Origin of the sequence: Methyloligella sp. GL2, from assembly GCF_013341275.1 — a bacterium.
Classification (GTDB): Bacteria; Pseudomonadota; Alphaproteobacteria; order Rhizobiales; family Methyloligellaceae; genus Methyloligella.
Window position 1 is genome coordinate 550,101 of record NZ_CP054476.1, and the last position, 25,263, is coordinate 575,363.

Sequence of the window (25,263 nt, forward strand, 5' to 3'; positions counted from 1 at the left end):
CTGACATGGCAGCAGCGAGCCAAGGCGGGGCAAAACTTCCGGCCGTGGAGACGGTGGCTTTCGCGGCGCCGGGCGGCAGCCTGCTGCAAAGCTCAGCCCTCGTGCGGCTTGGCATTGCGCTTTGCGCGATCGCGCTTCTGTGGGCCGGGGTGCTGTGGGCGCTGTCATGAGCGGAACCAAGCCAAGCCTCGTCGCCTTCGACGATCTGACCCTCGGCTATGACGGGGTGCCGGTGCTTTCCGGCGTGAGCGGCACGATTGCCGAAGGCGATCTTCTGGCGCTGATCGGGCCGAACGGCGCCGGCAAGTCGACCTTGCTGAAAGCCATGATGGGCGAGATCAAGCCGCTTTCCGGCGCGGTGCGCCTGCTTGGGCTGAAGCCTTCGGACATCGCCTATCTGCCGCAGCGCAGCGACATCGATCCGAGCTTTCCGATGTCGGTGTTCGATTGCGTCGCCATGGGGCTGTGGCGCGAGATCGGCGTGTTCGGCGGGGTCGGGCGCGCCGGACGGGAGAAGGTGATGGCCGCGCTGGAGACGGTGGGGCTTGCCGCCTTCGCCAGGAGCCCGATCGGCAGCCTCTCGGGCGGGCAGCTGCAGCGGAGCTTGTTCGCGCGGCTGCTGCTGCAGGATGCGCCGCTGATCCTTTTGGACGAGCCGTTCCGGGCCATCGATGCGGAGACGGTGGAGAACCTGCTGACCCTGATCGAGCGCTGGCATGGCGAGGGGCGGACCATCGTCGCGGCACTGCACGACACCCGCCGGGTACGGGCGCATTTCCCGAAGACGCTGATCGTCGCCCGCGAGGTGGTGGCATGGGGGCCGACCAAGGAGGTGCTGACCCCGGCCAATCTGGGGCGCAGCGATCAGGAGCGTGCCGCCTGGGAAGGGCCGGCTGCGCATGCGGCGGAGGCGCGGCTGCCGGCATGAGCGATCTTTCGCCATACGCGCTGATCCAGCCGTTTCTCGATTACGGTTTCATGCGCCGTTCGCTGATCGGCTGTCTGGCGCTTTCCATCGGCGCGCCGCCTATCGGCGTGTTTCTGATGCTGCGGCGGATGAGCCTGGTGGGCGATGCCATGGCGCATGCGATCCTGCCCGGCGCGGCCATAGGCTTTCTCATCGCCGGGCTATCGCTGTTCGCCATGAGTCTTGGCGGTTTCATCACCGGGCTCACCGTGGTGCTGCTTTCCGGCGTGGTCACGAGGTCGACGATCCTGAAGGAGGATGCGAGCCTCGCCTCGTTCTATCTCCTTTCTCTGGCGCTGGGGGTGATGATCGTCTCGGTGAAGGGGAGCAGCATCGATCTCCTGCATGTTCTGTTCGGCTCGGTGCTGGCGCTGGACGACACCGCGCTGCTGCTGGTCGTGTCCATCGCCACCGTCTCCACCCTGGTGCTGGCGCTGATCTACCGGCCCTTGGTGCTGGAATGCTTCGATTCCGATTTCTTACGCTCGGTGAGCCGGGCGAGCCTGCCGACACATTTCCTCTTCCTGGTGCTGCTGGTGCTTAATCTCGTCGGCGGGTTCCAGGCGCTCGGCACGCTGATGGTGGTGGGCATCATGCTGCTGCCGGCGATCAGCGCGCGGTTCTGGGCGGTGAGCGTTGCCGGCATGATCGCCGCCGCCGTGGTGCTGGCGTTTTTGGCGAGCTTCACCGGGCTGCTGCTCTCCTATCACTTCGACATCCCGTCGGGCCCGGCGATCATCCTGACGGCGGGCGGGTTCTATCTTCTATCCATGCTCCTTGGCGCACGCGGCGGGGCGGTCGTCCGTCTGATGCCGCGCAGGCCCAGGGGCCAAGCCGAACAGGTGGCGACATGAAACGCATCACGATGATCCTTATGGGCCTGGCGTTCGCCTTTTGCCTCAATGCTGGCAGTGCCCTCGCGGCCGACAAGGTGCAGGCGGTGGCGACCTTCACCATCCTCGGCGACATGGTGCGCCAGGTGGGCGGCGACCGGGTCGAGGTCACCACCTTCATCGGGCCGGACGGCGATCCGCACGATTTCGAGCCGACGCCGAAGGACGCCAGGATCCTCAGCCATGCCGACATCCTGGTCATGAACGGGCTGGGGTTGGAAGGCTGGCTGCCGCGTTTGAACGAAGCCGCCGGCTTCGACGGTGTGACGGTGACGGCGACCAAGGGGGTCAAGACCGGCACCATGGTGGAGCATGAGGGGCATCATCACGGTGCCGAGCACGACCATGATGAGCATGCCGCGGACGAGGATCACGACCATGACCACGCCGAAGCGCATGATCACGATCATGGCGGGGAAGGCGAGAGGGTCACCGATCCGCATGCCTGGCAGAGCCTGGAGGACGGCAAGATCTATGTGGAGAATATCCGCGACGGGCTGATCGCCGCCGACCCGGAAGGCAAGGCAATCTACGAGGCCAATGCGAAGGCCTATCTGAAGCAAATCGATGCGGAGGACAAAGCCGTGCGGGCGGCAATCTCGGAAATCCCGGAGGATCGCCGGGTGATCGTCACCTCCCATGATGCGTTCGGCTATTTCGGCCGCGAATATGGCATCCGCATGCTGGCGCCGGAAGGGGTCAGCACAGAGAGCGAAGCCTCGGCCAAGGCCGTGGCCAAGATCATCGATCAGATCCGGGAGGAGAAGATCCCGGCGGTGTTCGTGGAGAACATTTCCGATCCGCGGCTGCTGCAGCAAATCGCCGACGAGACCGGGGCGAAGATTGGCGGCACGCTCTATTCCGACGCGCTATCGGGGCCGGACGGTCCGGCCCCGACATATCTCGATATGTTCCGGCACAACGTTTCCGAGCTGAGCAAGGCGCTGAAACCGGCCTCGTGAGCTTGAGCGGCTAGAACGGCGTGCCGGCGCCTGAGAGGTCCTGCATCTCGTATTTGGTGTCGATGTCGAACTTGATCATCTCCTTGCCGTCGAGATCCTGGTCCTTCATCGAGATCATGCGGACATTCGGGTTGTCGTAGGTCCGGATATAGAAGACCAGGTTCTCCTGGTCGCGGACCACGGTGCCGAGGGTCCATTCCGCATCCATCTTGCCGCTATCCTCCGAGCGCACCGCGCCGTAGGGAATGTCGAACTGGTTCAGGATATGGAAGGCCTGGGCCACGCCCTGCTCGGGCGTCTCGCTGGGGATTGCGGTTGCGCTGAACACCGCAGCGCGGACGAAGCGCGAGGGCGAGGTGAAATCGCCCGGCAGGCCGCGCAATCCGGAGCCCTGGCTGAAAGACTTGAACTTGCTGCCGTCGATGTCGCGGGTCGGCGCGTTGAAGGGCGAGAGATTGACGTAGTTGGAGAGATTGACCAGGTGCCAGTCGAAGGTCGGCGAATTGGTCAGGACACCGATCGGGTTGTCATAGACCTTGAAGCTGCCGTCGATCGGCTCGATGGTGATGGCCTTGCCGCTCTTGTCGTAGACCACGTAATGCATCGGCGGCATGGCGGACCAGCCCTTCGGCGTGGTGGGAACGATGACCACGTCCTTCAGCCCCGCCTTCACCTCGTCGAGGGTCGCGAACTGGGTGAGGATCCAGGTCACGAATTGGGTGGGGCTCACGGCTTTCGCTTTGTTGTCTCCTTCGGGGCTCGCATAGCCGGCGAAGGAGGGGAAGTAGAAGGCCGCCGCGGCAAGCCCCTTTTCGTTCAACCCGTCGATGATGGCATTCTCGCCATAGGCATCGGTGCCGAGAGCGGCGTATTTGCCGGTATAGGCGAGGCCTTTGCCGCCATCGGGCAGGGTGCCCGTCAGCGCCTGGCCGCGCGGGATGAAAAGTCCGTTGAGCTCGAGATCGACCCCGAACTCGGCGGTCCGTCCGCTGATCGAGGCGCCGTCCTTGGTGGTGAAGCCAATGCCGGTGCAGGCGAGGGCCGGACTGGTGCCGAGCGTGAAAGCGAGACCAAGGGCGACAAGGCGCTTGGCCAGGAGAGAGGGCGTCATTGGCATTTCCTCCGTAGAATCGAATCGGAGGAAAGCTTGGCGCTTCAGAGGTTTAAAGACAAAGTCGTTCTGCCGAAATGGTCTCCGGAGCGTTATCGAATTGCCATCTTGGTCAGGTGAGGTGCAGCGCTTCTTGTCCGGAGGGGGCGGCTTTGCGTAACCCCATCGCGCTCCGCCCGTTCGGCGGGCTGGCGCGGCTCCGCTAAATCTGGTTTATCTCAGGCCAATGGACGCCAAGAACGATATCGGGACTGGGACAGGACGGCGCGCCTCCCATGGGGTGAATGTCGGCGGGGTGATGCTCGGCGGCGATGCGCCGGTCGTGGTGCAGTCCATGACCAATACCGACACCGCCGATGCCGATGCGACCGCCGCTCAGGTCGCGGCGCTGGCGCGGGCCGGCTCGGAGCTGGTGCGCATCACCGTGGACCGGGCGGAAGCGGCGGCTGCCGTGCCGGCGATCCGCGACAAGCTGCTGGCGCAAGGGGTGGAGACGCCGCTGGTCGGCGACTTCCACTATAACGGCCATATCCTTCTCACCGACTATCCCGACTGCGCCGCGGCGCTTGCCAAGTACCGCATCAATCCGGGCAATGTCGGCTTCAAGGACAAGAAGGACAAGCACTACGCCACCATCATCGAGGCGGCGATCCGCCACGGCAAGCCGGTGCGCATCGGCGTCAATTGGGGCAGCATGGATCAGGAGCTGCTGACCCGGCTGATGGACGAGAATGCTCGCCGCGAGACGCCGAAGGATGCCCGCGCGGTGATGCACGAGGCGTTGGTGCAGTCGGCGCTGCTCTCGGCGGCGCGGGCGGAGGAGCTTGGGCTCGGCGCCGACAAGATCGTGCTCTCGGCCAAGGTCAGCGCGGTGCAAGATCTGATTGCGGTGTATCGCCTGTTGGCGGCGCGCGCGCCTTACGCGCTGCATCTGGGGCTCACCGAGGCGGGCATGGGTTCCAAGGGGATCGTTGCTTCCTCGGCGGCGCTCGCCGTGCTGCTGCAGGAAGGGATCGGCGACACCATCCGCATCTCGCTCACCCCGGAGCCGGGCGGCGACCGGACGCTCGAAGTGAAGGTGGCGCAGGAGCTTCTGCAGAGCATGGGATTTCGCGCCTTCGTGCCGCTGGTCGCGGCCTGTCCCGGCTGCGGACGCACCGCCTCGACGCGGTTCCAGCAGCTCGCCCAAGAGATCCAGAGCTTCATCCATACGTCGATGCCGGAATGGCGGCAGCGCTATCCGGGCGTCGAGGAGCTGAAGGTTGCGGTGATGGGCTGCATCGTGAACGGACCCGGCGAATCCAAACATGCCGATATCGGCATTTCGCTTCCCGGTACCGGTGAGATGCCGGCAGCGCCGGTCTTCATCGACGGCAAGAAGGTCGCCACCTTGCGGGGCGAGATGCTGGCCGACGATTTCAAGAAGATGGTGATCGACTATATCGAGCGGCGCTACGGCCGCATCGCCGGGCCGCACGCGGCGGAGTAGCGCTCAGCCGGCGAGCTGGACGGTCAGGTTCACGCCGAGCGCGATCACAGCCGTATTCAAGAAGAACGACAAAAGCCCGTGGACGGTCACGATGCGGCGCATGCGCCGCGAGGTGACAAGCACGTCCGAGGTCTGCGCCGTGGTGCCGACCACGAAGGCGAAATACAGGAAGTCGAAATAATCCGGCGCCGGGTCTCCGGGGAAGCGCAATCCGGCGCCGGCCTCGCCGCTGCGGTGGCGGGAGACGTGATACTCGTGGGCGTAGAACAGCCCATAGACGATGTGCACCAGGAACCACGAGACCAGGATGGTCGCCACGGTGAGCACGAATTTCAGATCGCGATAGGTGGTCTTGGCTTCGTTCAAGGCGGCGAGCTGGGCGCCGATGGCAAGCAGCATGGCCAGGGCGCAGACCACGACCAAGGCCAGCACCACGGTGCGGCTGCGCTCCTCGACATCGGCTGCGCGCTTGATGCCTTCCTCTTCGACAGTGAAGACGGTCCAGAGCGCCAGCACGATATAGACGAGGCCGAAAGCGTCCCAGCTCAAGAGGATGCGGGTGATCGTCTCAGTGGCGGGAACGAGAAGCGCGGTCGTCACGCCTGCTGCTGCGGCAATGACCAAGCGGAGCTTGGGGCCGATGAAGCTCGGGCGGCGATGACGGGCCGGTTTCGGCTTAGCGGAGCCTTGCTTGCCGTTCGATGCCGCCGCGCTCATGTATGCCCCCCTGTCGCTCCCCGCTGCCGGTCTCGCTTCAGCTTTCGCGATAGGCGATGAACTGGGCGAGGCCTTTCAAATCTTCGGCCCGGTCGCCGAAAGGCGCCAGCGCGTTCTTGGTTTCCTCCACCAGCACTTTCAGCCGCTCGCGGGCGCCTTCGACCCCGAGAAGCCCGATCCAGGTGGCCTTGCCGCGGGCGGCATCCTTGGCTACGGCCTTGCCGGTTCGTGCCGCGTCGCCTTCGGCATCCAGGAGATCGTCGGCGAGCTGGAAGGCTTGGCCCAGCGCGGTGCCGTAATCGGCGATCGCCCGCATCTCCTGAGCCTCGGCCTCGCCCAGAAGCGCGCCGGCCTCGCAGGCGAAGCTGAACAATGCGCCGGTCTTCATGGCCTGCATGTTGGCGACCTCGGCGGCGCTGAACGGGGCGCTCTCGGCGGCAAGATCCAGGGCCTGGCCGCCGACCATGCCGCGGGCGCCGGCCGCCTTGGCCAGCCGCTGCACCAGCATGGCGCGGATCAGCGGATCGGGATGCGTGGCGGGTTCGGAAAGAATTTCGAAGGCGAGGGTGAGAAGCGCATCGCCCACCAGGATCGCGGTGGCCTCGCCGAAAGCGACATGCACGGTGGGCCGGCCGCGGCGCATATCGTCGTCGTCCATGGCGGGGAGGTCGTCATGCACCAGGGAATAGCTGTGCACGCATTCCAGCGCCGCGGCGGCGCTCAGTGCGGCCTCTTCCGGCTGGCCGAACAGCCCGGCGGTCTTGATCAGCAGATAGGGGCGGATGCGTTTGCCGCCGCCGAACATGGCGTAGTGCATGGCTTTGCCCAGCCTTGCGCGGTCGTCGCCCTTCAGATGCGAGGCGAACAGCGTATCGAGATGCTGCTCGGTGCGCGCGGCGATGCGTTCCAGCTCGGAAAGGAAGGACATGGCGGTGGCGGGGCTCTTAGGTTTGCGGGGAAGTCGTGCTTTCGGGCAGGTCTTCACTCGGTGCCTTAAATTGCGAATTCGACCGGCGGAAGATTTCGGGGCGACCCTAATCCTACGTTGCTCCTTTGGGCAACTGCGCGCTACAACCGGGCCTCATGACATCTGAGAATGATGCCCCGCCCCTCGAGCCGCCCGCTGCGGTTTCCGATATGCCGTCCAAGCCGAAGCGCAAGCAAAGCGCAAAATCCCAAAAATCGAAATCCCATTGGGTGCGGCGGGGCGTGCGGCTCGTTGTCCTTGTCCTCTGCGCTCTGGCACTCGCCGTTCTCCTCGGCATCGTCGTGTTCCGTGTGGTCAATCCGGTGATCACGCCGGTCATGGCGGTGACCAAGCTGAAGGGAGAAACCTTGCGGCGGGATTGGGTTCCCCTGGAGGCGATTTCGCCAAATCTGCGGCTTGCGGTGATCTCCAGCGAGGACGGGCAATATTGCAATCATTACGGCGTCGATTGGGGCGCGGTGCGCGAGGCGCTGAAGGAAGCGGCCGATGGCGGCGAGCCGCGCGGGGCCAGCACCATCCCGATGCAGACGGTGAAAAACCTGTTTCTCTGGCCCAATCGCAGCTATGTGCGAAAGGCGCTGGAGGTGCCGCTGGCCTATATCGCCTCGGCCGTCTGGGGCAAGCGGCGCACCATGGAGATCTATCTCAATGTGGTGGAGTGGGGGCCGGGCGTATTCGGGGCGCAAGCCGCCGCCCGCTATCATTTCGGCAAGGACGCCTCGCAGCTCACCCGCCACGAGGCGGCGCTGATGGCAGCAAGCCTGCCCAACCCCAATGTACGAACGGCCGGGCGACCAGGGCCGCTGACCCGCAAGATCGGCGCGGCGGTGGAACGGCGCATGCCGGCGATGGAAGCCCGGGCTGCTTGCGTTATGCCATAAGGTTTTCGGGGCGTCAGTTTCGCGCGCCGGCCCGATTGCCAGTGCCGGCGATTGCCACTATAAGGGCACTCAGAATTTCCCCGGCCCGTGCCGGGATGATGTTTTAGGATAAAAATCATGGCTGTTCCGAAGAGAAAAGTGACGCCCATGCGGCGCGGCAACCGGCGCTCGCACGATGCTCTGAACGCTCCTGCCTATATCGAGGACAAGGACACGGGCGAGCTGCGGCGTCCGCATCATATCGATCTGAAGTCGGGCCGGTATCGCGGCCGTCAGGTGATCGAGGTCAAGGAAGAGGCGTAAAGCCGGGCCCATAGGCCCGAACTTCTAGGAGATACGGGGGCGTAGATGGTTGTCGTGGAGCCGCATCACAATGGCGGAAATCGGCGACAGTCCTCGTCCGTCTCCTGGTTCAGCTTCGTCCCGCTTCTGCTCATTGTTGTGCTGCTTTATGCGGTGCTGGTGATGATCGGCGCCGATTTTGCTGCGCCTATCTTCGACATTCCGCTGCCCTCCGGCGGCAGCTGGGCGTTCACCGTGAGTGACGCGGTGATGACGCTCGCCTTGTTTCTGCTGTTCGTCGAGATCCTGAAAGCCACCAAAACCGGAGGCAATTCGGTGATCGACCATGCGCTGTCGATGATCGTGTTCGTGCTTTGCCTGGTGCTGTTTCTGGTCTGGCCGGCGGCCGCCACCTCGCTGTTCTTCCTGATCACGGTGATCGCGCTGATCGACGTGGTGGCCGGGTTCTCGGTCACGATCCGCGCCGCGCGGCGCGACTATGCCTTCGGCGGCGACGCGTAACGGCTTTGCGCCTTCGGCCCTGCCGATTGCCTTTGCGAGAATTCTCGACAATTCGAAAGATCATAGAAAGCGGGCGTAAACCACGCTGCGCGTAAGCGGCGTTTCGGTTCGAATTTTAGCGGAATACAGCCGTTTTCGGGTGCCTTCCCACCGCCTTGATTCTGCCCTTGTTAAGGGTTCCCCGGCTAGCCTCCCGGTCAAGCATGCACGCGGAAATACGCGGCAAATACGGCGTTGGGGCAGTTAACGGGAATTGGGGCGGTCTCTTGAATAGCTCGTCGAAAGAGTATGCCGACCGGCTGGCGTCTGAGCGCGAGACGTCACGCGACAAGACGCATAAAGAGCCATTCAAAATCGCCGGCGAGGGGCGGCCGCTCAATGTCGAGGATGTCCTCGATAGCATGGACGAGACGGTCTATCGCTGGAATGTCGAGACCGACGAGATGTCGTGGGCGAGCAATGCCGCCTCGGTGCTCGACGTTCCCGATATGAGCGAAATGACCAGCGGCCGTGCTTTCGTGCTGCGCGTCGATGCCGATCAGGCCGGGGAGCGGTTCGATGCGATGACCGGGGCCGGCCCCGCAATTCCCAACAGCACATTCCGCTACCGGACCTCCTACCGCTTCCTGCCCGAGGGGCGCCGCGGCACCAAGGCGCGCTGGCTGGAGGAGGTCGGGCTCTGTCAGCTCGGACCGGAGGGAAAGCTGGCCTTCGTGCAGGCGACGCTCCGGGTGGTCGACGATTGGAGCGAAAAGGAACAGCGGCTGCATTTCCTGAGCAGCCATGACGAGCTCACCGGGCAGCTCAACCGTACCCGGCTGACCGAGCAGCTCTCAGAGCTTTTGGCGAATCCGCGGCCAGGCGGCAGCCAGGCGGCGTTTCTTTTGATCGCGGTCAACGATCTTTCCCTCATCAACGAGACTTACGGTTTCGATATCGGCGATCAGGTGATCGCGGTGGTCGGGCGGCGCCTGGCGCGGGTGGTGCGCGGCAAGGACCGGGTCGGCCGTTTCGCCTCGAACAAATTCGGCATTCTGCTAGATAACTGTCCGGGCCAGGGAATTGCGCTGATCGCCCGGCGGATCATGGCGATCATCGCCGATCACGCGATCGAGACCAGCTCCGGTGCGGTCACGGCGACGGTGTCGATCGGCGCTGTGCGGTTGCCCGAAGATGCCAGCAACGCCCAGCTTGCCAGCGGTCGGGCGCTCCAGGCGCTGGAGCAGGCGCGGCGCAGCCGCAGCGACCATTTCCTGATCTATCAGCGTTCGGAGCGGCGCGAATCGGAGCGCCGCCGTGCGGCGGAGCTGGCCGACGAGATCGTCAGCGCCTTGAACGACCGGCGCATGTTGCTGGCGCTGCAGCCAATCGTCCGCTCTAAGACCCGCGAGGTGGTTTCGTATGAGGGGCTACTGCGGGCCCGCAAGCTGGATGGCTCGGTACTGCCGGCCGGGGATTTCGTCGACGTGGCGGAGCAATTCGGGCTGACCAAGCTGCTCGATGTGCGGGTGCTGGAGCTGATCTGCGAGATCGCCAAGCAGCAGCCCTATGTGCGGCTTGCGATCAATGTGTCGCCCTCAGCGGTGGGCGACAAGAACTGGATGGCCGCTTTCGAGGCGATGGCCAAGGTCAATCCGTCGATCCCGGAGCGGTTGACCATCGAGGTGACGGAAGAGGCTGCGATCGGCGATTTGGAGGCGACGGCGCAATTCTTCGCCGCGCTGAAGCGCTTCGGTTGCAAGATCGCGCTGGACGGGTTCGGCACCGGCTATAGCTCGTTCCGGCATTTGCGCACGCTCGGCATCGATATGGTGAAGATCGATTCTTCGTTCATCGAGAGCCACACGGCGCGGGCCGCGGAAGGCAGCTTCGTGCGGACCTTGGTGGATCTTGCCGGCAATCTCGGTCTTGAGACCGTCGGCGAGGGGGTGATGGACGAGACCACTGCCGATTTTCTCGAGCGGGTCGGCATCACCTATATGCAGGGCTATTTCTTCGGCGGGCCGGAATTGGTCGAAATCGGCGGCGGGCGACCCCAGCTGCGCTTCGACCGGGACTCCAGAGCGCGCTAATCGGAGCGCCGGGAGAGTTCTTCCAGCCGCGCCTGCATCGCCGACAATTCGGATTTCAGGTTTTCGATCTCGTGCTTGGCTTTCCGTTTGACCGGCTTGCCGGTCTCCGGCTGCTTGGCGGATTTGGTGGCGGCGGCGCATTCCGGTGCGGCGCCATTTTCGCTCTTGGCTGATGAATTGGCCGGCGCCTCGGTCGTGGTGTCGCCGGACGGGAAAGGCGTGAACAGGCCGAGCGCGTGCTCGAAGGTCTCGAAATTTTTCCGCACCTGATCTTGCATTGCATCAAATGCGGCGGTGCCGAAGACGTTAGCGTATTTGCTGCGGTATTCGTCCTGCTGCTTGGTCAGGGTATCGAGGCTGTATTCCAGATAGGACGGTACCAGGCGCTGAATGCTGTCGCCGTAGAAACGGATCAGCTGGCGCAGGAACGGAATCGGCAGAAGGTTCTGCCCGCGGCTCTCCTGCTCGACGATGATCTGGGTCAGCACCGCATGGGTGAGATCCTCACCCGTTTTGGCATCGAAAACCACGAAGTCCTTCTCCGAGCGCACCATCTCGGCGAGGTCCTCGAGCGTCACATAAGTGCTGGTATCGGTGTTGTAGAGTCGACGATTAGCGTACTTCTTGATGATTACCGGCCGACCGTCCTGATCGTTATCACGTGCCACGATTCTTGCTCCTAGCCCCGGTCTTATCGCGCCGGGAGCCTACCCTTACCGCACATGCGAAATACCTATCACGTTCTTTGTGCAGGGCACTAGGGGCTTTGCCATAGCGTTAAGCGGGACAATAGCCGGTTTGACAGGGCGCCTATAAGTTCCGTATCGACCCGTCCGAAACCTGCGGTATATGGTGGGGCCCAATAACTTGGAGAGTGGGATGAAAGACGAAGAGATTGTCATTGCTGGTGCGGCCCGTACGCCCATCGGCTCTTTCAACGGGGCCTTGTCGTCCCTTTCGGCTCATAAGCTCGGCGAAGTCGCGATCCGCGCCGCTCTGGAACGGGCCGGCGTCGATGCCAAGGACGTGGAAGAGGTTATTCTCGGGCAGGTGCTGACCGCCGGCCACGGGCAGAACCCGGCGCGGCAGGCCGCCATTGCCGCCGGCGTGCCGGAGGACGCGACCGCCTGGGGCGTCAATCAGGTCTGCGGCTCGGGGCTTCGCGCTGTGGCGCTCGGCTCGCAGCAGATCATGACCGGCGATAGCGGAATCGTGGTCGCGGGCGGCCAGGAGAGCATGAGCCAGTCGGCCCATTGTGCGCATCTGCGCTCCGGCGTGCGCATGGGCAATGCGACGCTGGTCGACACCATGATCTCCGACGGTCTGTGGGATGCCTTCAACGACTATCACATGGGCATCACCGCGGAGAACGTGGCGCGGCAGTGGCAGATCACCCGCGAGCAGCAGGACGAGTTCGCGGTGAATTCCCAGAACAAGGCCGAGGCCGCGCAGAAGGCCGGCAAGTTCAAGGACGAGATCGCCCCGGTGACGATCAAGACCCGCAAGGGCGAGACCGTTGTGGAGGATGACGAGTACATCCGCTACGACGCCAATCTTGCCGACATGCAGAAGCTGCGCCCGGCCTTCGACCGCAATGAGGGCACGGTGACGGCGGGCAATGCCTCGGGCATCAATGACGGCGCCGCGGCCGTGGTGCTGATGTCGGCCGCCGAAGCGGCCAAGCGCGGTGTCGCTCCGCTAGCCCGGATCGTTTCCTGGGCGCAGGCGGGTGTCGATCCCTCGCTGATGGGCTCCGGTCCGATCCCGGCCTCGCGCAAGGCGCTGGAAAAGGCCGGCTGGTCGCCGAACGAGCTCGATCTGATCGAGGCCAACGAGGCTTTCGCGGCGCAGGCTTGCGCGGTGAACAAGGATCTCGGCTGGGACGTCTCCAAGGTGAACGTCAATGGCGGCGCCATCGCGCTCGGCCATCCGATCGGCGCCTCGGGCGCCCGTGTCCTGATCACGCTGATCCACGAGATGCAGCGTCAGGATGCGAAAAAGGGTCTCGCCACCTTGTGCATCGGCGGCGGCATGGGTATTGCCATGTGCGTTGCGCGGGACTGATCGGGCGAAATCAGCCTAGACGAACGACGCCTGGGAGTGTTTCGCTTCCAGGCGCTTGTTTTTGCCGCTCCCGGCGGCAACACGGTTGTGGACTGCAAAAACACGTCGGCGAACGGGCCGGACAAGGGAGGAAACAATGGGACGCGTCGCTTTGGTGACCGGTGGAACGCGCGGTATTGGCGAGGCCATCTGCATCGCGCTGAAAGAGGCGGGCTATAACGTTGCGGCGAGCTATGCCGGCAACGACCAGGCCGCCAACGAATTCAAAGAGCGGACGGGGATCCCCGTCTTCAAATGGGATGTCGGCGACTTCACCGCGTGCGAGCAGGGCGTGGTCGAGGTGGAGAACCAAGTCGGGCCGATCGAGATTCTGGTCAACAATGCCGGCATCACCAAGGATGCGCCGCTGCACCGGATGACCCATGAGCAGTGGTCCGACGTGATCCGCACCAACCTGGATTCCATGTTCAACATGACGCGCCAGGTGATCAACGGCATGCGCGAGCGGGGCTTCGGCCGCATCATCAACATCTCGTCGATCAACGGCCAGAAGGGCCAGGCGGGCATCGCCAATTACTGTGCCGCCAAGGCCGGCGATCTGGGCTTCACCAAGACGGTGGCGCTGGAGAATGCCAAGAAGGGCATCACCTGCAACGCGATCGCGCCGGGCTATGTGAACACCGAGCTTCTGGCCAATGTGCCCGAAGAGGTGATGCAGAAGGCGATCCTGGCCCATATCCCGACCGGGCGCTTGGGCGAGGCCGATGAGGTGGCGCGCTGCGTGGCCTTCCTCGCCGCCGACGAAGCGGCCTGGATCACCGGCTCGACGCTGTCCATCAATGGCGGCCAGTACATGATCTAGGGGACGCCTCTGGCGTCCGAACCTCTCCCTTTGGGAGAGGTCGGTCCGAAGGACCGGGTGAGGGGTTAGGGACTCTCGTTCGTCATCTCCCCCTCACCCAACCCTCTCCCCACAGGGGAGAGGGCGTAGACTGTGCCACGCAAGGTCGTGCGAGCTATTTTCTCTTTTGCGTCATGCCCGGGCGAAGACCCGGGCATCCAGAGCGGCAAACTCTGAGCGCGTTGTCCTGGATTGCCGGGTCAAGCCCGGCAATGACGCAAGAGGTGCTATCGCGAAGGCTCCCAGCCTTCCGGGGCGAGTTCGAACCCTTCGAAGTCGAAGCCGGGTGCGACGGTGCAGCCGACCAGCACCCAGTCGCCCATGGGCTCGGCCTTCTGCCAGGCATGGGCGGGAACGACCGCTTGCGGCATCTCGCCGAGCGGCCAGTTCGGCCCTAGGTGAATAGTGGCTGCTTCGCCTTCCTCATGGATGGTCAGGCGCAAGGAGCCGCCGCCATACCAATGCCAGGCTTCCGCGGCGTCGACCTTGTGCCAGCGGGAGCTCTCTCCCTTCTTCAGAAGAAACAGGATCGCCGTGGAGTGGGCGCGCGGATGGCTCTCCGGGTGATCGCGGAAGGTCTCGCGGAAATGCCCGCCTTCGGGGTGCGGCTCAAGCTGGAACAGGGCGATCACGTCATCGGCGGCCATCTGGCTCACCGGCTTTTCGACGGTCATGTCGGTGCTCATGTCTAGAAACGATCCTTGCGGCGGCGGATTTCGGCGAAGACCTGGTCGAGAGGGGCGCCCTCCAGCCCCAGGTTCTTCTGGATGGCCGGACTGTCGGGGCGGAGGAAGGGATTGGCGGCGAGCTCGGCCCCCATGGTGGTGGGCAGAGTGGGCCTTCCTTCGGCGAGCAGCGCTGCGACCTCGCGGGCGCGGTCCTGCAAGGCTTCGTTCTCCGGCTCGATGGTGAGCGCGAAGCGGGCATTGGCGCCGGTATATTCGTGGCCGCAATAGATCGCGGTCTCCGGCGGCAGCTTGCGCAGCTTGGCCAGCGACGACCACATCATCTTCGCGTCGCCCTCCAGCAGCTTCCCGCAGCCGAGCGAGAAGATGGTGTCGCCGACGAAGACGGCACGCTCCTCCGGGAAATAGTAGCTGATGTGTCCCTTCGTGTGCCCGGGGTTTTCGATGACTTGCGCTTTCAGGCTGCCGACATCCACCTCGTCGCCTTCCTTCACGGCGATATCGATGCCCGGAATATCCGCCTTCTCGGCGGCGGGGCCGACGATGATGCAGCCGGTCTGCTTCTTCAGCTGCACATTGCCGGCGGTGTGATCGTAGTGGTGATGGGTGATCAGGATATGGGTCAAAACCCAGTTCTTCTCCCGCAGCGCGGCCATGACCGCCTCGCCGTCGGGGGCGTCGATGGAAGCGGTGGCCTCGGTCTTCGGATCGTGGATCAGAACGCCGAAATTGTCGCTTCGCGCCGGGAATTGGTAAATCTCCATGCCTGGCATAAATGGTCCTTAGTTGTGTTGCCTGCCCCGCCGCTTCGAGCTGCGGCCTCCCGTGTATGCGCTTTGCTCATACATTTCGCGTATGGCTCGGGTCGCCGCAGGGCCGAATCCTAACATCTCGGCCCTGGAAGGCGAAGCGGCGCGACGGGACCTGCGAAGCGAAGCGGATCGAGCAACCATGCGTGTGGATGTCGTAGATCTCCGGGAATTTTACACATCGCCCCTGGGGCATGTGGTGAAGCGGCTGCTGGGTCCGCGCTTGCGCGCGCGCTGGGGCGATTTGCAGGGCATGCATGTGTTCGGGCTCGGCTATTGCTCGCCCTATCTAGGCCAGTTCCGCGACGAGGCGGCGACACTCGGCGCGCTGATGCCGGCGCGGCAGGGGGTGATCTCCTGGCCCAATCCGGGGCCGCGCCAGAGCGTGCTGGTGGAGGAGGACGATCTGCCGCTGCTCGACGGCACCGCCGACCGCATCCTGATCGCCCATCTTCTGGAATCGGCGGACGATCCCGAAGCGGTGCTGCGCGAGGCCTGGCGGGTTCTGGCGCCGCATGGGCGGCTCTTGGTGATCGCGCCATATCGCACCGGGCTTTGGGCGCGGGTGGAGAACACGCCGTTCGGCTTCGGGCGTCCGTTCAGTCGTACCCAGCTGGCAAAGCTCTTGAAGGATGCCGGCTTCACGCCGGAAGGCTGGCAGCATGCGCTTTATATGCCGCCGTTCAATTGGCGCTTCCTGCTGCGCTGGTGCCTGTTCTGGGAACGGCTCGGCCTGGTGCTGTGGCCGGCCTTCTCCGGCGTGATCATGGTGGAGGCGACCAAGCTGGTTTATGGCGGGGTGCCGGAGAAGTCGCTCCGCCGCCGGGCCGGACGTCTGATTCCGGTGCCGGCCGCGCCGGCCGTGGCGCCGTTCGGCAAGAATGCGCGGTCGCGCTCGCCGGAGTAAGGTCGGGGCACGGCCTACTCCCTCCCCCTGGAAGGGGGAGGGTCGGGGTGGGCGTCTCATCATCCACCCGTCGCGCTGCAGATTTGACCCCCCTCTAACTCCCCCCTTTTAGGGGGGAGGACCTGCCCGTGCCTGTGTGGTTCTCCGGGTACAAACCCCCCTCACCCGGATGCTGCGCATCCGACCTCTCCCCGCCGGGGAGAGGTGAGGGCCCGTCATCAGAGAAAGCGATGGGGATTAGCGCGTCAGCAGGAAGACCGCCTGCTCGCCGAACAGGTTCTGCATGAAGAACGGGATCGAGAAGTTCAGCCGGTAGCCATAGGCGTTCAGCACCTCGGCCTTCTCCACCCGGGCGCCGAGCTCGGCGCAGAGCGTGGAGAAATCCTTGATGGTGCAAAGATGGATGTTCGGCGTGTCGTACCAGCTGTCGGGCAGGGTGGGGGTGCGCGGCATGGTCCCGCTGAACATCAGATGGGTGCGCACCCGCCAATGGCCGAAATTCGGGAACGAGACCACGACATGGCGGCCGATGCGCAAGAGCTGCTCCAGTACCGCGCGCGGGTTGCGGGTCGCCTGAATGGTCTGGCTCAAGATCACATAGTCGAAGGCATCGTTCGGGTAGTAGACGAGGTCGCGGTCGGCATCGCCCTGGATCACCGAAAGCCCTTGCGCGACGCAGGCATTGACGCCGGATTGCGAGATCTCGATGCCGCGCCCGTCCACGCCGCGCTTGTCGGAGAGGATGCGAAGCAAGCTGCCGTCGCCGCAGCCGATATCCAGCACGCGGGCGCCTGGCGTGATCATGCCGGCGATGAGCACCAGGTCGACGCGGGAGGTCTCGGTGCTGCGGATCTTCTCGGCGGGGACGTCCATATTCATCTCCGGCGCGCTCCGGTTACAGCTTCACGCCGCGCTTGGCGGCGGCGGCATCGACGAAGCCGCGCACCGTGTCGAACAGCTCCGGCTCGTGCAGCAGAAAGGCGTCGTGGCCCTTGTCGGACTCGATCTCCACGAAGCTCACATTGGCGGCGACCGCGTTCAACGCATGCACCACCTCGCGGCTCTCCTCGGTCGGGAACAGCCAGTCGCTGGTGAACGAGATCAGGCAGAAGCGGGTCTTGGTGCCTTTGAAGGCATTGGCCAGGACGCCGTCATGATCCGCGGCGAGGTCGAAATAATCCATCGCCCGGGTGATGTAGAGATAGCTGTTGGCGTCGAAGCGGTCGACGAAGGTCATGCCCTGATGACGCAGATAGCTCTCCACCTGGAAATCGGCATCGAAGCCGAAGGTGACCTCGTCGCGGTCCTGCAGGTTGCGGCCGAACTTCCGGTAGAGCGCCTGGTCGGACAGATAGGTGATATGGGCGGCCATGCGCGCCACGGCGAGGCCCTTGCGTGGGCTCTTCTCCTCCTCCGTATAGCGGCCGCCGCACCAATCGGGATCGGCCATGACGGCTTGGCGACCGACCTCGTGGAAGGCGATGTTCTGGGAGGAGTGGCGCGCGGCGGATGCGATCGGGATCGCCGAGAAAACGCGGTCCTTAAAGGTTGAGGCCCATTCCAGCACCTGCATGCCGCCCATGGAGCCGCCGATCACGCAAAGCAGCTGGTCGATGCCGAGATGATCGATCAGGCGCGCCTGGGCGCGGACCATGTCGCCGATGGTGATGACGGGGAAGTCCGGGCCATAGGGCTTGCCGGTCTCCGGGTTCTCGGAGCTCGGGCCGGTGGAGCCCATGCAGCCGCCGAGCACATTGGTGCAGAGAATGAAATATTTGTCGGTGTCGATGGGCTTGCCGGGACCGATCATGGTGGTCCACCAGCCCGGCTTGCCGGTCAAAGGATGGGCGCTTGCCGCATATTGATCGCCGGTCAAGGCATGGCAGATCAGGATGGCGTTGGATTTGTCGGCGTTGAGCTGGCCATAGGCCTCATAAGCGATGGAAAACGGCGCAAGCGAGCCGCCGCAGTCGAGCGGCAAGGGCTCGTCTGCCGGGAAATGCACGATATCGCTCTGCGGATTGGCGATCTGGGCCAACCGGCGGTCGGGATCGTTGAACTGTTCGGCGCGCGGCGTTTCGCTCATGTTTTGCCTTCAAACTTGCGCTAACAAGGCCGTAGGAGTTGGGTAGCTATGCCGTTACGGCCAGAAGTCAATCATTCTTTCCTTTGCTTTTGCTGAAGGATTGGCCCTATCACAGGGCCGACCCCAACGGCATTTGGGGTCTTGGTTTACCAGTTTCAGGAGCTTTCGGACATGGCGAGGCGCAAGCTGACCCCCCGTCCGGGGATCGACAAAATCGCAACCTACGTGCCGGGCAAGAGCAAGGTCGCGGGGCTTTCCCATGCGATCAAGCTCTCCTCGAACGAAAATCCGTTCGGTTGCTCGCCCGCCGCGCTGGAGGCGTTCAAATCGGCAAGCGATCTGGCCGCCTATCCCGATGGCGGGGCGAGTGCCTTGCGCGAGGCGATCGGTGCGGCTTTCGGCCTCGATCCGGCGCGCATCGTTTGCGGTGCGGGCTCCGACGAGATCTTGAACCTGTTGGCGCAGGCCTATCTGGGGCCGGGCGACGAGGCGATCTATTCCGAGCACGGCTTCCTGGTCTATCCGATCGTGATCCTGGCGCGCGGCGCGACGCCGGTGATCGCGCCGGAGACCGATTGCCGGGTGGATGTCGACAAGCTGCTGGCTTGCGTCACCGATAAGACGCGCATCGTCTATCTCGCCAATCCGAACAACCCCACCGGAAGCTATATCTCCTTCGACGAGGTGAAGCGGCTGCGCGAAGCGCTGCCGGAGGATGTGCTCCTGGTGCTGGATGCGGCCTATGCCGAATATGTGCGCAAGAACGATTACGAGGCCGGGATCGAGATGGTCGCCACCTCGGACAATACGGTGATGACCCGGACCTTCTCCAAGATCCACGGGTTGGCGGCTTTGCGCGTCGGCTGGGCCTATTGCCCGGCGGAGGTGGCTGAAGTGCTGAACAAGATCCGCGGGCCGTTCAACGTTTCCGGACCGGCCATGGCGGCCGGCGTCGCGGCGATCGCCGATACCGATTTCGTGCAGAAATCGGCGGAGCATAATGCGCTGTGGCGGGACAAGCTGACCGAGGCTTTGACCGGGCTGGGGTTGAAGGTGACGCCGAGCGCGGCGAATTTCGTGCTGGTGCATTTTCCCGAGGCGCCGGGCACTACGGCGGCGGATGCCGATGCGCATCTTCTGTCGAAGGGCATCATTCTGCGCCAGGTGGGCGCTTACGGCCTGCCCAATTGCTTGCGGATGTCGATCGGCTCCGAAGAGCAGAACCTGGCGACGCTCGCTGCGCTCGAGGAATTCCTCGCCATGACCGGTGACGAGGCGGGCGATGAGGCGGGAACGAAGACCGGCGAAGGCGTGGCATGAGCGGCAAGCTGTTCGACAAAGTCGCGATCCTCGGTCTGGGGCTGATCGGCTCTTCGCTTGCCCATGGGCTGAAGCAGAAGGGGATCGCCGCCCGCGTCGTCGGCTCCGACGCATCGCCCGAGGTGCGGACGCGGGCCCGGGAGATCGGGCTTGGCGACGAGATCGCCGAGACGGCGGTGGAGGCTGTGACGGATGCCGATCTCGTCATCCTGTCCGTGCCGGTCGGGGCGATGGGCGATGTGGCCAATGCGATGGTGCCGGGGCTTTCGCCGGAGACAATCGTCACCGATGTCGGCGGCGTTAAGGCGGCGGTGATCGCGGCGATCGAGAAGGCGCTGCCGAAGGAAAACGCCTTCGTGCCCGGCCACCCCATCGCGGGCACCGAATATTCCGGTCCGGATTCGGGGTTCGGCACGCTGTTCGAGGGGCGTTGGGCGATCCTGACGCCGTCGGCGCGCACCACCGATGCGGCGCTCGGCAAAGTCACCGCGATGTGGGAGGCGCTCGGCTCCGATGTGGAGACCATGAGCCCGGCGCATCACGACATCGTGCTGGCCACCACCAGCCATCTGCCGCATCTGATCGCCTTCAACATCGTCGGCACTGCGGCGGATATGGAAGAGGTCACCCAGTCGGAGGTGATCAAGTTCTCCGCCGGCGGTTTCCGCGATTTCACCCGCATCGCCTCTTCCGATCCGGTGATGTGGCGGGATATCTTTCTCAACAACAAAGAGGCGGTGCTGGAGATGCTGGGCCGCTTCTCGGAAGATCTCGCCGCGCTGCAGCGGATGATCCGCTGGGAGGATGGCGAGGCGCTGCATGCGCTGTTCACCCGTACGCGGGCGATCCGGCGCGGTATCATCGAGGCGGGGCAGGAGACGGCGGCCCCGGATTTCGGGCGGCAGCCGCAAGCGCCGCAGGCGGCCGGGGGCGGTGAGCCCGCCGAGGCTGAAGCGAAGAAGCCGGCGCGTCTGGCGGAGAAGGGGTAGTGGCCGAATTTCACCGATGACGGCTGAAGACGAGCTTTGGGTATTCGGATACGGGTCGCTGATGTGGCGGCCCGGTTTCTATTTCGACGAGCAGGTGCCGGGTCTGCTAAAGGGCGCGCACCGCTCCATGTGCGTCTATTCCATCCATCATCGCGGCACCGAGGACCGGCCCGGCCTGGTGCTGGGGCTCGACCGGGGCGGGGCCTGCCGCGGCGTTGCCTTCCGGGTACGGCCCGGCCATGAGGACGACACCATGGTCTATTTGCGCAAGCGCGAGCAGACCACCTTCGTTTATCGCGAGACCTTCCGGCCGGTGCAGCTTCTCGACGGCAGCACGCGGAGGATCCACGCGGTCTGCTACCTGGTCGACCGCCAGCACACGCAATATGCCGGGCGGCTTTCGCTGGAGGACCAGACCGGCATCGTCGCGGCAAGCCGCGGCCAGTCCGGCGCCAACACCGAATATGTGCTGAACACGGTGCGGCATCTGGAAGATGCGGGCGTGCACGATCCGATGCTCGCCGGGCTTGCCGCCCGGCTGCTCCGCTAGCTCTCGATTTTCGAAAAAATCCCTACGCGGCCTGCGCGATGGAGGCGGTCTCGCCGCGACTTGCGATGAGATCGTCCTTCACGGCGCGGCGCGCCTCGGCGGTCTCGGCCAGGAGGTGGATATGCACCTCGTTGGCGCCGAGCTTGGCACCCTTATGGCGCAGCGCGGCGAGGTTGAGGGACACCGCCTCGTCCGTGGTCTCGCCGATGGCGAGCGGGGTGCGGCTGCCGTCGCTCTCGCGGCGGACCAGGATATAGTTCACCTGCGGCATGGCCGGGCATCCGACCAGGCTATAGACGCTGTGGAGATAACGGCTGCCGGAAGCCCCGCGCCAGTAGTGAAAAGCCTGACGGAAGGCGTCCTCCGAACAAATCAGCGCCGGCTCATCTCCAGGACCGGAAATCTCGGTCTCAGTGTTGCTTGCAATCATGAACATCGGTCTATCCGCTAACCTGCGATCGTTTCTGGAAATGGGCGTACCCGTGACGATTTCAAGACGTTGGCCAAGAAACCTTAACGCGAATGAGAACAAAGATAGAACAGATGGCCCTTTTCCGTCAAGTTGCGAGGTAAAACCCCGGAAAACGCGGTGTGGTTCCCCGGCCCGGCGCGCTCGGACGGCGCTCGAGCTGACGCCTAACCGGCATTGCCGGATTGCCGCTTTGCCTCTTCCAGAAGCCGGTCGGAGGCGGTCTCGATGGCGTCTTGCAGGGCGGGCAGAAACTCCCGCTTGGGCAGGCCTGGCGGCAGAGCGGGCAGGAATTCGATGACGATGGTGCCGGGGTTGAGCTTCAGGTGGTGGCGCGGCCAGTAGAGGCCGGAATTCAGCGCCACCGGCACGCAAGGTACTTTCAGCGCCTGATAGAGCAGGAAGATGCCGGTCTTGTAGTCCGGCGGGGCGCCGGCTGGGCGGCGGGTCCCTTCGGGAAAGATGATCAGCTGGCGGCCGTCGGCGATGCGCTGCTCCGCTTCTTTCAGCATTTCGCGCAAGGCCTTGGCGCCCTGGTCGCGGGCGACGGGGATCATGCCGAATTTGTAGGAGAACCAGCCGTGGAAGGGGATGCGGAACAGCTCCTTCTTCATCAGATAGACCGGATCTTCCAGCTGCGGGACCAGCGCGAAGGTCTCGAAGGCGGATTGATGCTTGCTGGCGACGATGCAGGCGCCATCCACCAGATTTTCCTCGCCGCGCACCTCCAGGCGGATGCCGGCGATATAGCGCAGCAGAAGGATCTCCATCTCGGCATGGATTTCCAGCGCGGCCATGGCCCAGCTTCTGGGGCCGAGCAGTAGCGGCGAGCCGAGCACCACGAAGGAGGTGGTGCTGGCGTAGAAGGCGATATGAAACAGGATCGAGCGGAGAGTTTGCAGCATCTGGCTTACGGCTCGGTGATTTCCTCAGGCCGCAAGCCCCAATCGCCGTCGACGACGCGTGCCACGGTGCGGGTCATGCCGAGGCGAATCAGGGCGGGCAGGTATTTCAGGTATTCCGACAGAAGCAGCTTGGTGGTGCCGGGATAGAGCCACCAATGGTCGAGATGCACGTTCTTGTCGACTACGGCGTAGGGATAGAGCGTTACGCCCGGCATGGTGCGGCCAAGCTCGGCGAGCGCCCGAGGCATGTGATAGTTGGAGGTGACGACGATCACCGAGCGGTAGTCGTGGGCGATGGCCCATTGGCTGGTTTCGGTGGCGTTGTCGATGGTGTTCTGGGCCTCGTGGTCGAGATCGACGCAGCAGCTGAAATATTGGCTGCCTTCGCCGGTCAGCTTTTCCAGCTCTGTCTTGGTGGTCTTGGGATAGACGCCGCTGATCAGCACGCGCTCGCCCTTGCCCTTGGACAGCAGGGTCAGCGCCTCGTCGATACGCGCCGTGCCGCCGGTCAGAACCGCAATGCCGTCGGCACGCGGCGGATCGGTCTTCTCCCGCTGCAACGTGTTGACGAAGATCAAAAATCCCACGCCGAGCGCGACCACGATCAGCAGCAGCGCATTGAACAGCAGACGCGCAAAGGCAAGCAGCAGGACGCCCCTCTTGCGCGTTCTGGCTCCCTCGGTCGACACGGTATGATCCATGCTGCTCATCGTTCGGAGAATAGGCTGAATTTCGGTCCGGCGAAATCGCGTTCGGTGTGCGATGGCGCGCTGCCGTCTTACCGCTTCTAGTCGTAGTCGCGCAGCACTTTGATCACACCGATTCGCGAGGTGATCATGCATAGCCCGGCGATCACGACGACGACGAGAACGAAGAACAGATAGCCGGCGATGCCGAGCTCGCCGGTGCCGAACAGGCGGCGGGTCTCGGCGGCCGCGACCAGCCCGCCGCCGACCAGATGCATCAGGAGCGGCAGCAGCAGAAAGACCAGCGCGGCGCTGAGCGCGCCGACCAGGCTTGCGCGCAAGCCCAGCCCCAGAAAATGGCGTTCGAATTCTCCGGCGATAAAGCCTTGATTGGCGCCGACGAAATGCAGCACCTCGATGACCTCGCGGTTGGAGACCATGGCGCTGCGGGTGGCGGAGACGATCACCGCAATGGTGGCGGCGGCGACGAGGCCGAGAATAAAGAGCCCGCCCATGGCGGCGGTCCGGGTGACGCCGCGAATCTCCGATTGCCAGCGGCGGTGGTCGTCGAGGGTGACGCCGTCGAAATTGTCTTCCAGGGACTTGGCGATCAGCGGCAGGTCGGGCGGATTGGTGCGGTCGATCTCAACGGCGATCAGGCGCGGGATGGGCAATGCCTCGATGACGTCGCTGCGGCCGAGCCAGGGCTCAAGCAGATCGGCGGAATCCTGCACCGTCAGCGGCCGCACATGGGTGATGCCCTTTTGCTTGGCGAGAAACAGCGCCACCAGGGTCATCTTCTTCTCGATATCGGGGGTATCGACCGGATCCAGTTCGACCGTGACCTCGCTCACCACGTCGTTCACCCAGGCGGCGGCGGACTGGTTCAGCATATAGACCGTGCCCACGGTGAGGCAGGCGAGGAACGACATGATGGCGATCACCACCGTCAGGGCGTTCCAGGCGATGGAGGCCGAGGGCAGGATTTGCGCGCTGTCGGTGCGGTAGCGGGCCGGGAGCAGCTCTTGCCACAGGCTGTCCCACGGATAGGCCTTGAACTCCGCCCAAAGCTCGGATGCGTTCAATGAACCTCCAATTGGCCGCTATGGAGCATCAGACGCGGCGCAGGCAGCTGCTCCATCAGGGCGTAGTCGTGGGTGGCGATGACGATCGAGGTGCCCACCCTGTTAAGCTCGATGAACAGGCGGAGCAAGCGGTCGCCCATGACGGGATCGACATTGCCGGTCGGCTCGTCGGCGAGGATCAGCTCCGGCTTGCCGATCACGGCTCGGGCAATGGCGGCGCGCTGCTTCTCGCCGCCGGACAGCACCTCGGGATAGGCATTGATTCGGTCGCCGAGGCCGACCCAGCGCAAAAGCTCGGTGACATCCTCGCGGTAATCGGTCTCACGCATCCCCAGCACGCGCAACGGCAGGGCCACGTTCTCCCAGGTGGTCAGATGGTCGAGCAGGCGGAAATCCTGGAATACGATACCGATTCGGCGGCGCAGCTCGGCACGTCCGGCCAGGTCTAGCTCGGCGGTATTCTGGCCGCCGATATAGATCAGGCCGCGCGAAGGGCGCAACGCCATGAAGATCAAGCGCAGGAGGCTGGTCTTGCCTGCTCCGGAGGGTCCGGTAAGAAAGTGAAACGAGCCCGGATGGACCTGGAAGCAGATGTCGCGTAAGACCTCTGGGCCGGATCCGTAGCGGAGCCCGACATTTTCAAAGCGAATCACCCGTTTCCCTCAAAACTGTGAATGGCTGTCAGTATGATAAGATTCTCTAAAACCAGGTCTTTATGCTGAACTCACCATCCGGTATCAATTCATTTGGGCAAAGGCGTGGGGCTTTGTGGAATTTAAGAACGCCTGAGCGACCCCAGATTTTGTTATGGCGACAGTGATCATCTGTCCCGCATGCGGGACCCGATTTGAGACTTCCGCGGTTTTTCCGCCAGAGGGCCGTAAGGTCCGTTGCAGCAAGTGCGGCAATGTCTGGCAGGCAA

General features: G+C 64.0%; 28 protein-coding genes and 1 pseudogene. 16 read left to right on the forward strand and 13 right to left on the reverse strand.

Going from position 1 to position 25,263, the window contains the following annotated elements; genetic code table 11:
- Window positions 1–5: 5 nt before the first annotated feature.
- The 4 genes from HT051_RS02615 to HT051_RS02630 are packed head-to-tail and all read left to right on the forward strand — an operon-like array spanning window position 6 to window position 2,822.
- The gene (locus HT051_RS02615; protein WP_174540597.1) at window positions 6–170 is read left to right on the forward strand and encodes a hypothetical protein; all 165 of its coding nucleotides are present in this window, start codon (window positions 6–8) and stop codon (window positions 168–170) included.
- Window positions 167–928 (forward strand): metal ABC transporter ATP-binding protein, encoded by a 762-nt coding sequence (locus tag HT051_RS02620; RefSeq protein WP_174540598.1) that lies wholly within the window; start codon window positions 167–169, stop codon window positions 926–928. Before HT051_RS02615 ends, HT051_RS02620 begins: the two co-directional genes overlap by 4 nt.
- Window positions 925–1,821 carry a metal ABC transporter permease gene (locus HT051_RS02625; protein ID WP_174540599.1) on the forward strand — a complete coding sequence of 299 codons (897 nt, stop codon included), beginning with the start codon at window positions 925–927 and terminating at the stop codon, window positions 1,819–1,821. Before HT051_RS02620 ends, HT051_RS02625 begins: the two co-directional genes overlap by 4 nt.
- Window positions 1,818–2,822, forward strand: coding sequence for a metal ABC transporter substrate-binding protein (locus HT051_RS02630; RefSeq protein ID WP_174540600.1), 1,005 nt, complete (start codon window positions 1,818–1,820; stop codon window positions 2,820–2,822). The genes HT051_RS02625 and HT051_RS02630 overlap by 4 nt, the downstream gene beginning before the upstream one ends.
- A gap of 10 nt (window positions 2,823–2,832) precedes the next feature.
- Here the strand turns inward: HT051_RS02630 and HT051_RS02635 are convergent, their stop codons facing one another.
- On the reverse strand, window positions 2,833–3,933 hold the full coding sequence (locus tag HT051_RS02635; RefSeq protein ID WP_174540601.1) for a linear amide C-N hydrolase: 1,101 nt from the start codon (window positions 3,931–3,933) through the stop codon (window positions 2,833–2,835).
- Window positions 3,934–4,159: 226 nt separating this feature from the next.
- On the opposite strand from HT051_RS02635, the gene ispG reads away from it, so the two are divergent.
- Window positions 4,160–5,422, forward strand: coding sequence for a flavodoxin-dependent (E)-4-hydroxy-3-methylbut-2-enyl-diphosphate synthase (gene ispG, locus HT051_RS02640; protein ID WP_174540602.1), 1,263 nt, complete (start codon window positions 4,160–4,162; stop codon window positions 5,420–5,422).
- A 3-nt stretch (window positions 5,423–5,425) separates the two neighbouring features.
- Here the strand turns inward: ispG and HT051_RS02645 are convergent, their stop codons facing one another.
- Complete coding sequence (locus HT051_RS02645) at window positions 5,426–6,139, reverse strand: DUF1345 domain-containing protein (protein ID WP_174540603.1); 714 nt, start codon at window positions 6,137–6,139, stop codon at window positions 5,426–5,428.
- Between the two features lie 37 nt (window positions 6,140–6,176).
- Complete coding sequence (locus HT051_RS02650) at window positions 6,177–7,067, reverse strand: polyprenyl synthetase family protein (RefSeq protein ID WP_174540604.1); 891 nt, start codon at window positions 7,065–7,067, stop codon at window positions 6,177–6,179.
- A 155-nt stretch (window positions 7,068–7,222) separates the two neighbouring features.
- Here HT051_RS02650 and mtgA point away from each other — a divergent pair, with 155 nt between their 5' ends.
- From mtgA to HT051_RS02670, 4 genes are all read left to right on the forward strand, one after another.
- Window positions 7,223–8,008 (forward strand): monofunctional biosynthetic peptidoglycan transglycosylase, encoded by a 786-nt coding sequence (gene mtgA, locus HT051_RS02655; protein WP_174540605.1) that lies wholly within the window; start codon window positions 7,223–7,225, stop codon window positions 8,006–8,008.
- 117 nt (window positions 8,009–8,125) lie between these two features.
- Entirely contained in the window at window positions 8,126–8,311 is a 186-nt protein-coding gene (rpmF, locus tag HT051_RS02660) for a 50S ribosomal protein L32 (protein ID WP_174540606.1), read from the forward strand.
- A 45-nt stretch (window positions 8,312–8,356) separates the two neighbouring features.
- Window positions 8,357–8,812, forward strand: a complete 456-nt coding sequence (locus tag HT051_RS02665) for a hypothetical protein (protein ID WP_208454363.1) — start codon at window positions 8,357–8,359, stop codon at window positions 8,810–8,812.
- A gap of 266 nt (window positions 8,813–9,078) precedes the next feature.
- The gene (locus HT051_RS02670) at window positions 9,079–10,884 is read left to right on the forward strand and encodes a bifunctional diguanylate cyclase/phosphodiesterase (protein ID WP_174540607.1); all 1,806 of its coding nucleotides are present in this window, start codon (window positions 9,079–9,081) and stop codon (window positions 10,882–10,884) included.
- Here HT051_RS02670 and phaR read toward each other — a convergent pair.
- Window positions 10,881–11,552 (reverse strand): polyhydroxyalkanoate synthesis repressor PhaR, encoded by a 672-nt coding sequence (gene phaR, locus HT051_RS02675; RefSeq protein WP_174540608.1) that lies wholly within the window; start codon window positions 11,550–11,552, stop codon window positions 10,881–10,883. The two genes, HT051_RS02670 and phaR, sit on opposite strands and share 4 nt — an antisense overlap.
- A 211-nt stretch (window positions 11,553–11,763) precedes the next feature.
- On the opposite strand from phaR, the gene HT051_RS02680 reads away from it, so the two are divergent.
- Window positions 11,764–12,948 (forward strand): acetyl-CoA C-acetyltransferase, encoded by a 1,185-nt coding sequence (locus HT051_RS02680; protein WP_174540609.1) that lies wholly within the window; start codon window positions 11,764–11,766, stop codon window positions 12,946–12,948.
- A 136-nt stretch (window positions 12,949–13,084) separates the two neighbouring features.
- Window positions 13,085–13,810, forward strand: coding sequence for an acetoacetyl-CoA reductase (gene phbB, locus HT051_RS02685; protein ID WP_174540610.1), 726 nt, complete (start codon window positions 13,085–13,087; stop codon window positions 13,808–13,810).
- A gap of 266 nt (window positions 13,811–14,076) precedes the next feature.
- Here the strand turns inward: phbB and HT051_RS02690 are convergent, their stop codons facing one another.
- Together HT051_RS02690 and gloB are read right to left on the reverse strand one after the other, a co-directional pair.
- Window positions 14,077–14,535 (reverse strand): cupin domain-containing protein, encoded by a 459-nt coding sequence (locus HT051_RS02690; RefSeq protein ID WP_246810150.1) that lies wholly within the window; start codon window positions 14,533–14,535, stop codon window positions 14,077–14,079.
- Window positions 14,536–14,537: 2 nt separating this feature from the next.
- A complete protein-coding gene (gene gloB, locus HT051_RS02695) occupies window positions 14,538–15,308 on the reverse strand; it encodes a hydroxyacylglutathione hydrolase (RefSeq protein ID WP_174540611.1) in 771 nt (256 codons plus the stop codon).
- Window positions 15,309–15,486: 178 nt separating this feature from the next.
- Here gloB and HT051_RS02700 point away from each other — a divergent pair, with 178 nt between their 5' ends.
- The gene (locus tag HT051_RS02700) at window positions 15,487–16,251 is read left to right on the forward strand and encodes a methyltransferase domain-containing protein (RefSeq protein ID WP_174540612.1); all 765 of its coding nucleotides are present in this window, start codon (window positions 15,487–15,489) and stop codon (window positions 16,249–16,251) included.
- A gap of 237 nt (window positions 16,252–16,488) precedes the next feature.
- Here HT051_RS02700 and metW read toward each other — a convergent pair whose 3' ends face one another.
- Window positions 16,489–17,124, reverse strand: a complete 636-nt coding sequence (gene metW, locus HT051_RS02705) for a methionine biosynthesis protein MetW (RefSeq protein WP_174542828.1) — start codon at window positions 17,122–17,124, stop codon at window positions 16,489–16,491.
- 22 nt (window positions 17,125–17,146) lie between these two features.
- Window positions 17,147–18,337, reverse strand: a complete 1,191-nt coding sequence (locus tag HT051_RS02710; protein ID WP_174540613.1) for a homoserine O-acetyltransferase — start codon at window positions 18,335–18,337, stop codon at window positions 17,147–17,149.
- 171 nt (window positions 18,338–18,508) lie between these two features.
- On the opposite strand from HT051_RS02710, the gene hisC reads away from it, so the two are divergent.
- The 3 genes from hisC to HT051_RS02725 are packed head-to-tail and all read left to right on the forward strand — an operon-like array spanning window position 18,509 to window position 21,196.
- Entirely contained in the window at window positions 18,509–19,657 is a 1,149-nt protein-coding gene (gene hisC / locus HT051_RS02715) for a histidinol-phosphate transaminase (protein ID WP_174540614.1), read from the forward strand.
- Window positions 19,654–20,646: a prephenate/arogenate dehydrogenase family protein gene (locus HT051_RS02720; protein WP_174540615.1), complete on the forward strand. Its 993-nt coding sequence runs from the start codon at window positions 19,654–19,656 to the stop codon at window positions 20,644–20,646. Before hisC ends, HT051_RS02720 begins: the two co-directional genes overlap by 4 nt.
- Window positions 20,647–20,662: 16 nt before the next feature.
- The gene (locus HT051_RS02725) at window positions 20,663–21,196 is read left to right on the forward strand and encodes a gamma-glutamylcyclotransferase (protein WP_174540616.1); all 534 of its coding nucleotides are present in this window, start codon (window positions 20,663–20,665) and stop codon (window positions 21,194–21,196) included.
- Between the two features lie 22 nt (window positions 21,197–21,218).
- Here HT051_RS02725 and HT051_RS02730 read toward each other — a convergent pair whose 3' ends face one another.
- The 5 genes from HT051_RS02730 to ftsE form a co-directional block, all read right to left on the reverse strand.
- On the reverse strand, window positions 21,219–21,632 hold the full coding sequence (locus tag HT051_RS02730; RefSeq protein ID WP_174540617.1) for a hypothetical protein: 414 nt from the start codon (window positions 21,630–21,632) through the stop codon (window positions 21,219–21,221).
- A gap of 200 nt (window positions 21,633–21,832) precedes the next feature.
- The gene (locus HT051_RS02735; RefSeq protein WP_174540618.1) at window positions 21,833–22,570 is read right to left on the reverse strand and encodes a 1-acyl-sn-glycerol-3-phosphate acyltransferase; all 738 of its coding nucleotides are present in this window, start codon (window positions 22,568–22,570) and stop codon (window positions 21,833–21,835) included.
- A 5-nt stretch (window positions 22,571–22,575) separates the two neighbouring features.
- Window positions 22,576–23,271: a YdcF family protein gene (locus HT051_RS02740; protein ID WP_174540619.1), complete on the reverse strand. Its 696-nt coding sequence runs from the start codon at window positions 23,269–23,271 to the stop codon at window positions 22,576–22,578.
- Window positions 23,272–23,357: 86 nt separating this feature from the next.
- The gene (locus HT051_RS02745; protein ID WP_174540620.1) at window positions 23,358–24,341 is read right to left on the reverse strand and encodes an ABC transporter permease; all 984 of its coding nucleotides are present in this window, start codon (window positions 24,339–24,341) and stop codon (window positions 23,358–23,360) included.
- Window positions 24,338–24,994: a cell division ATP-binding protein FtsE gene (gene ftsE / locus HT051_RS02750; protein WP_174540621.1), complete on the reverse strand. Its 657-nt coding sequence runs from the start codon at window positions 24,992–24,994 to the stop codon at window positions 24,338–24,340. The genes HT051_RS02745 and ftsE overlap by 4 nt, the downstream gene beginning before the upstream one ends.
- 154 nt (window positions 24,995–25,148) lie before the next feature.
- On the opposite strand from ftsE, the pseudogene HT051_RS15260 reads away from it, so the two are divergent.
- Window positions 25,149–25,217: pseudogene (locus tag HT051_RS15260) on the forward strand (hypothetical protein); the annotation flags it as partial.
- Window positions 25,218–25,263 lie beyond the last annotated feature (46 nt).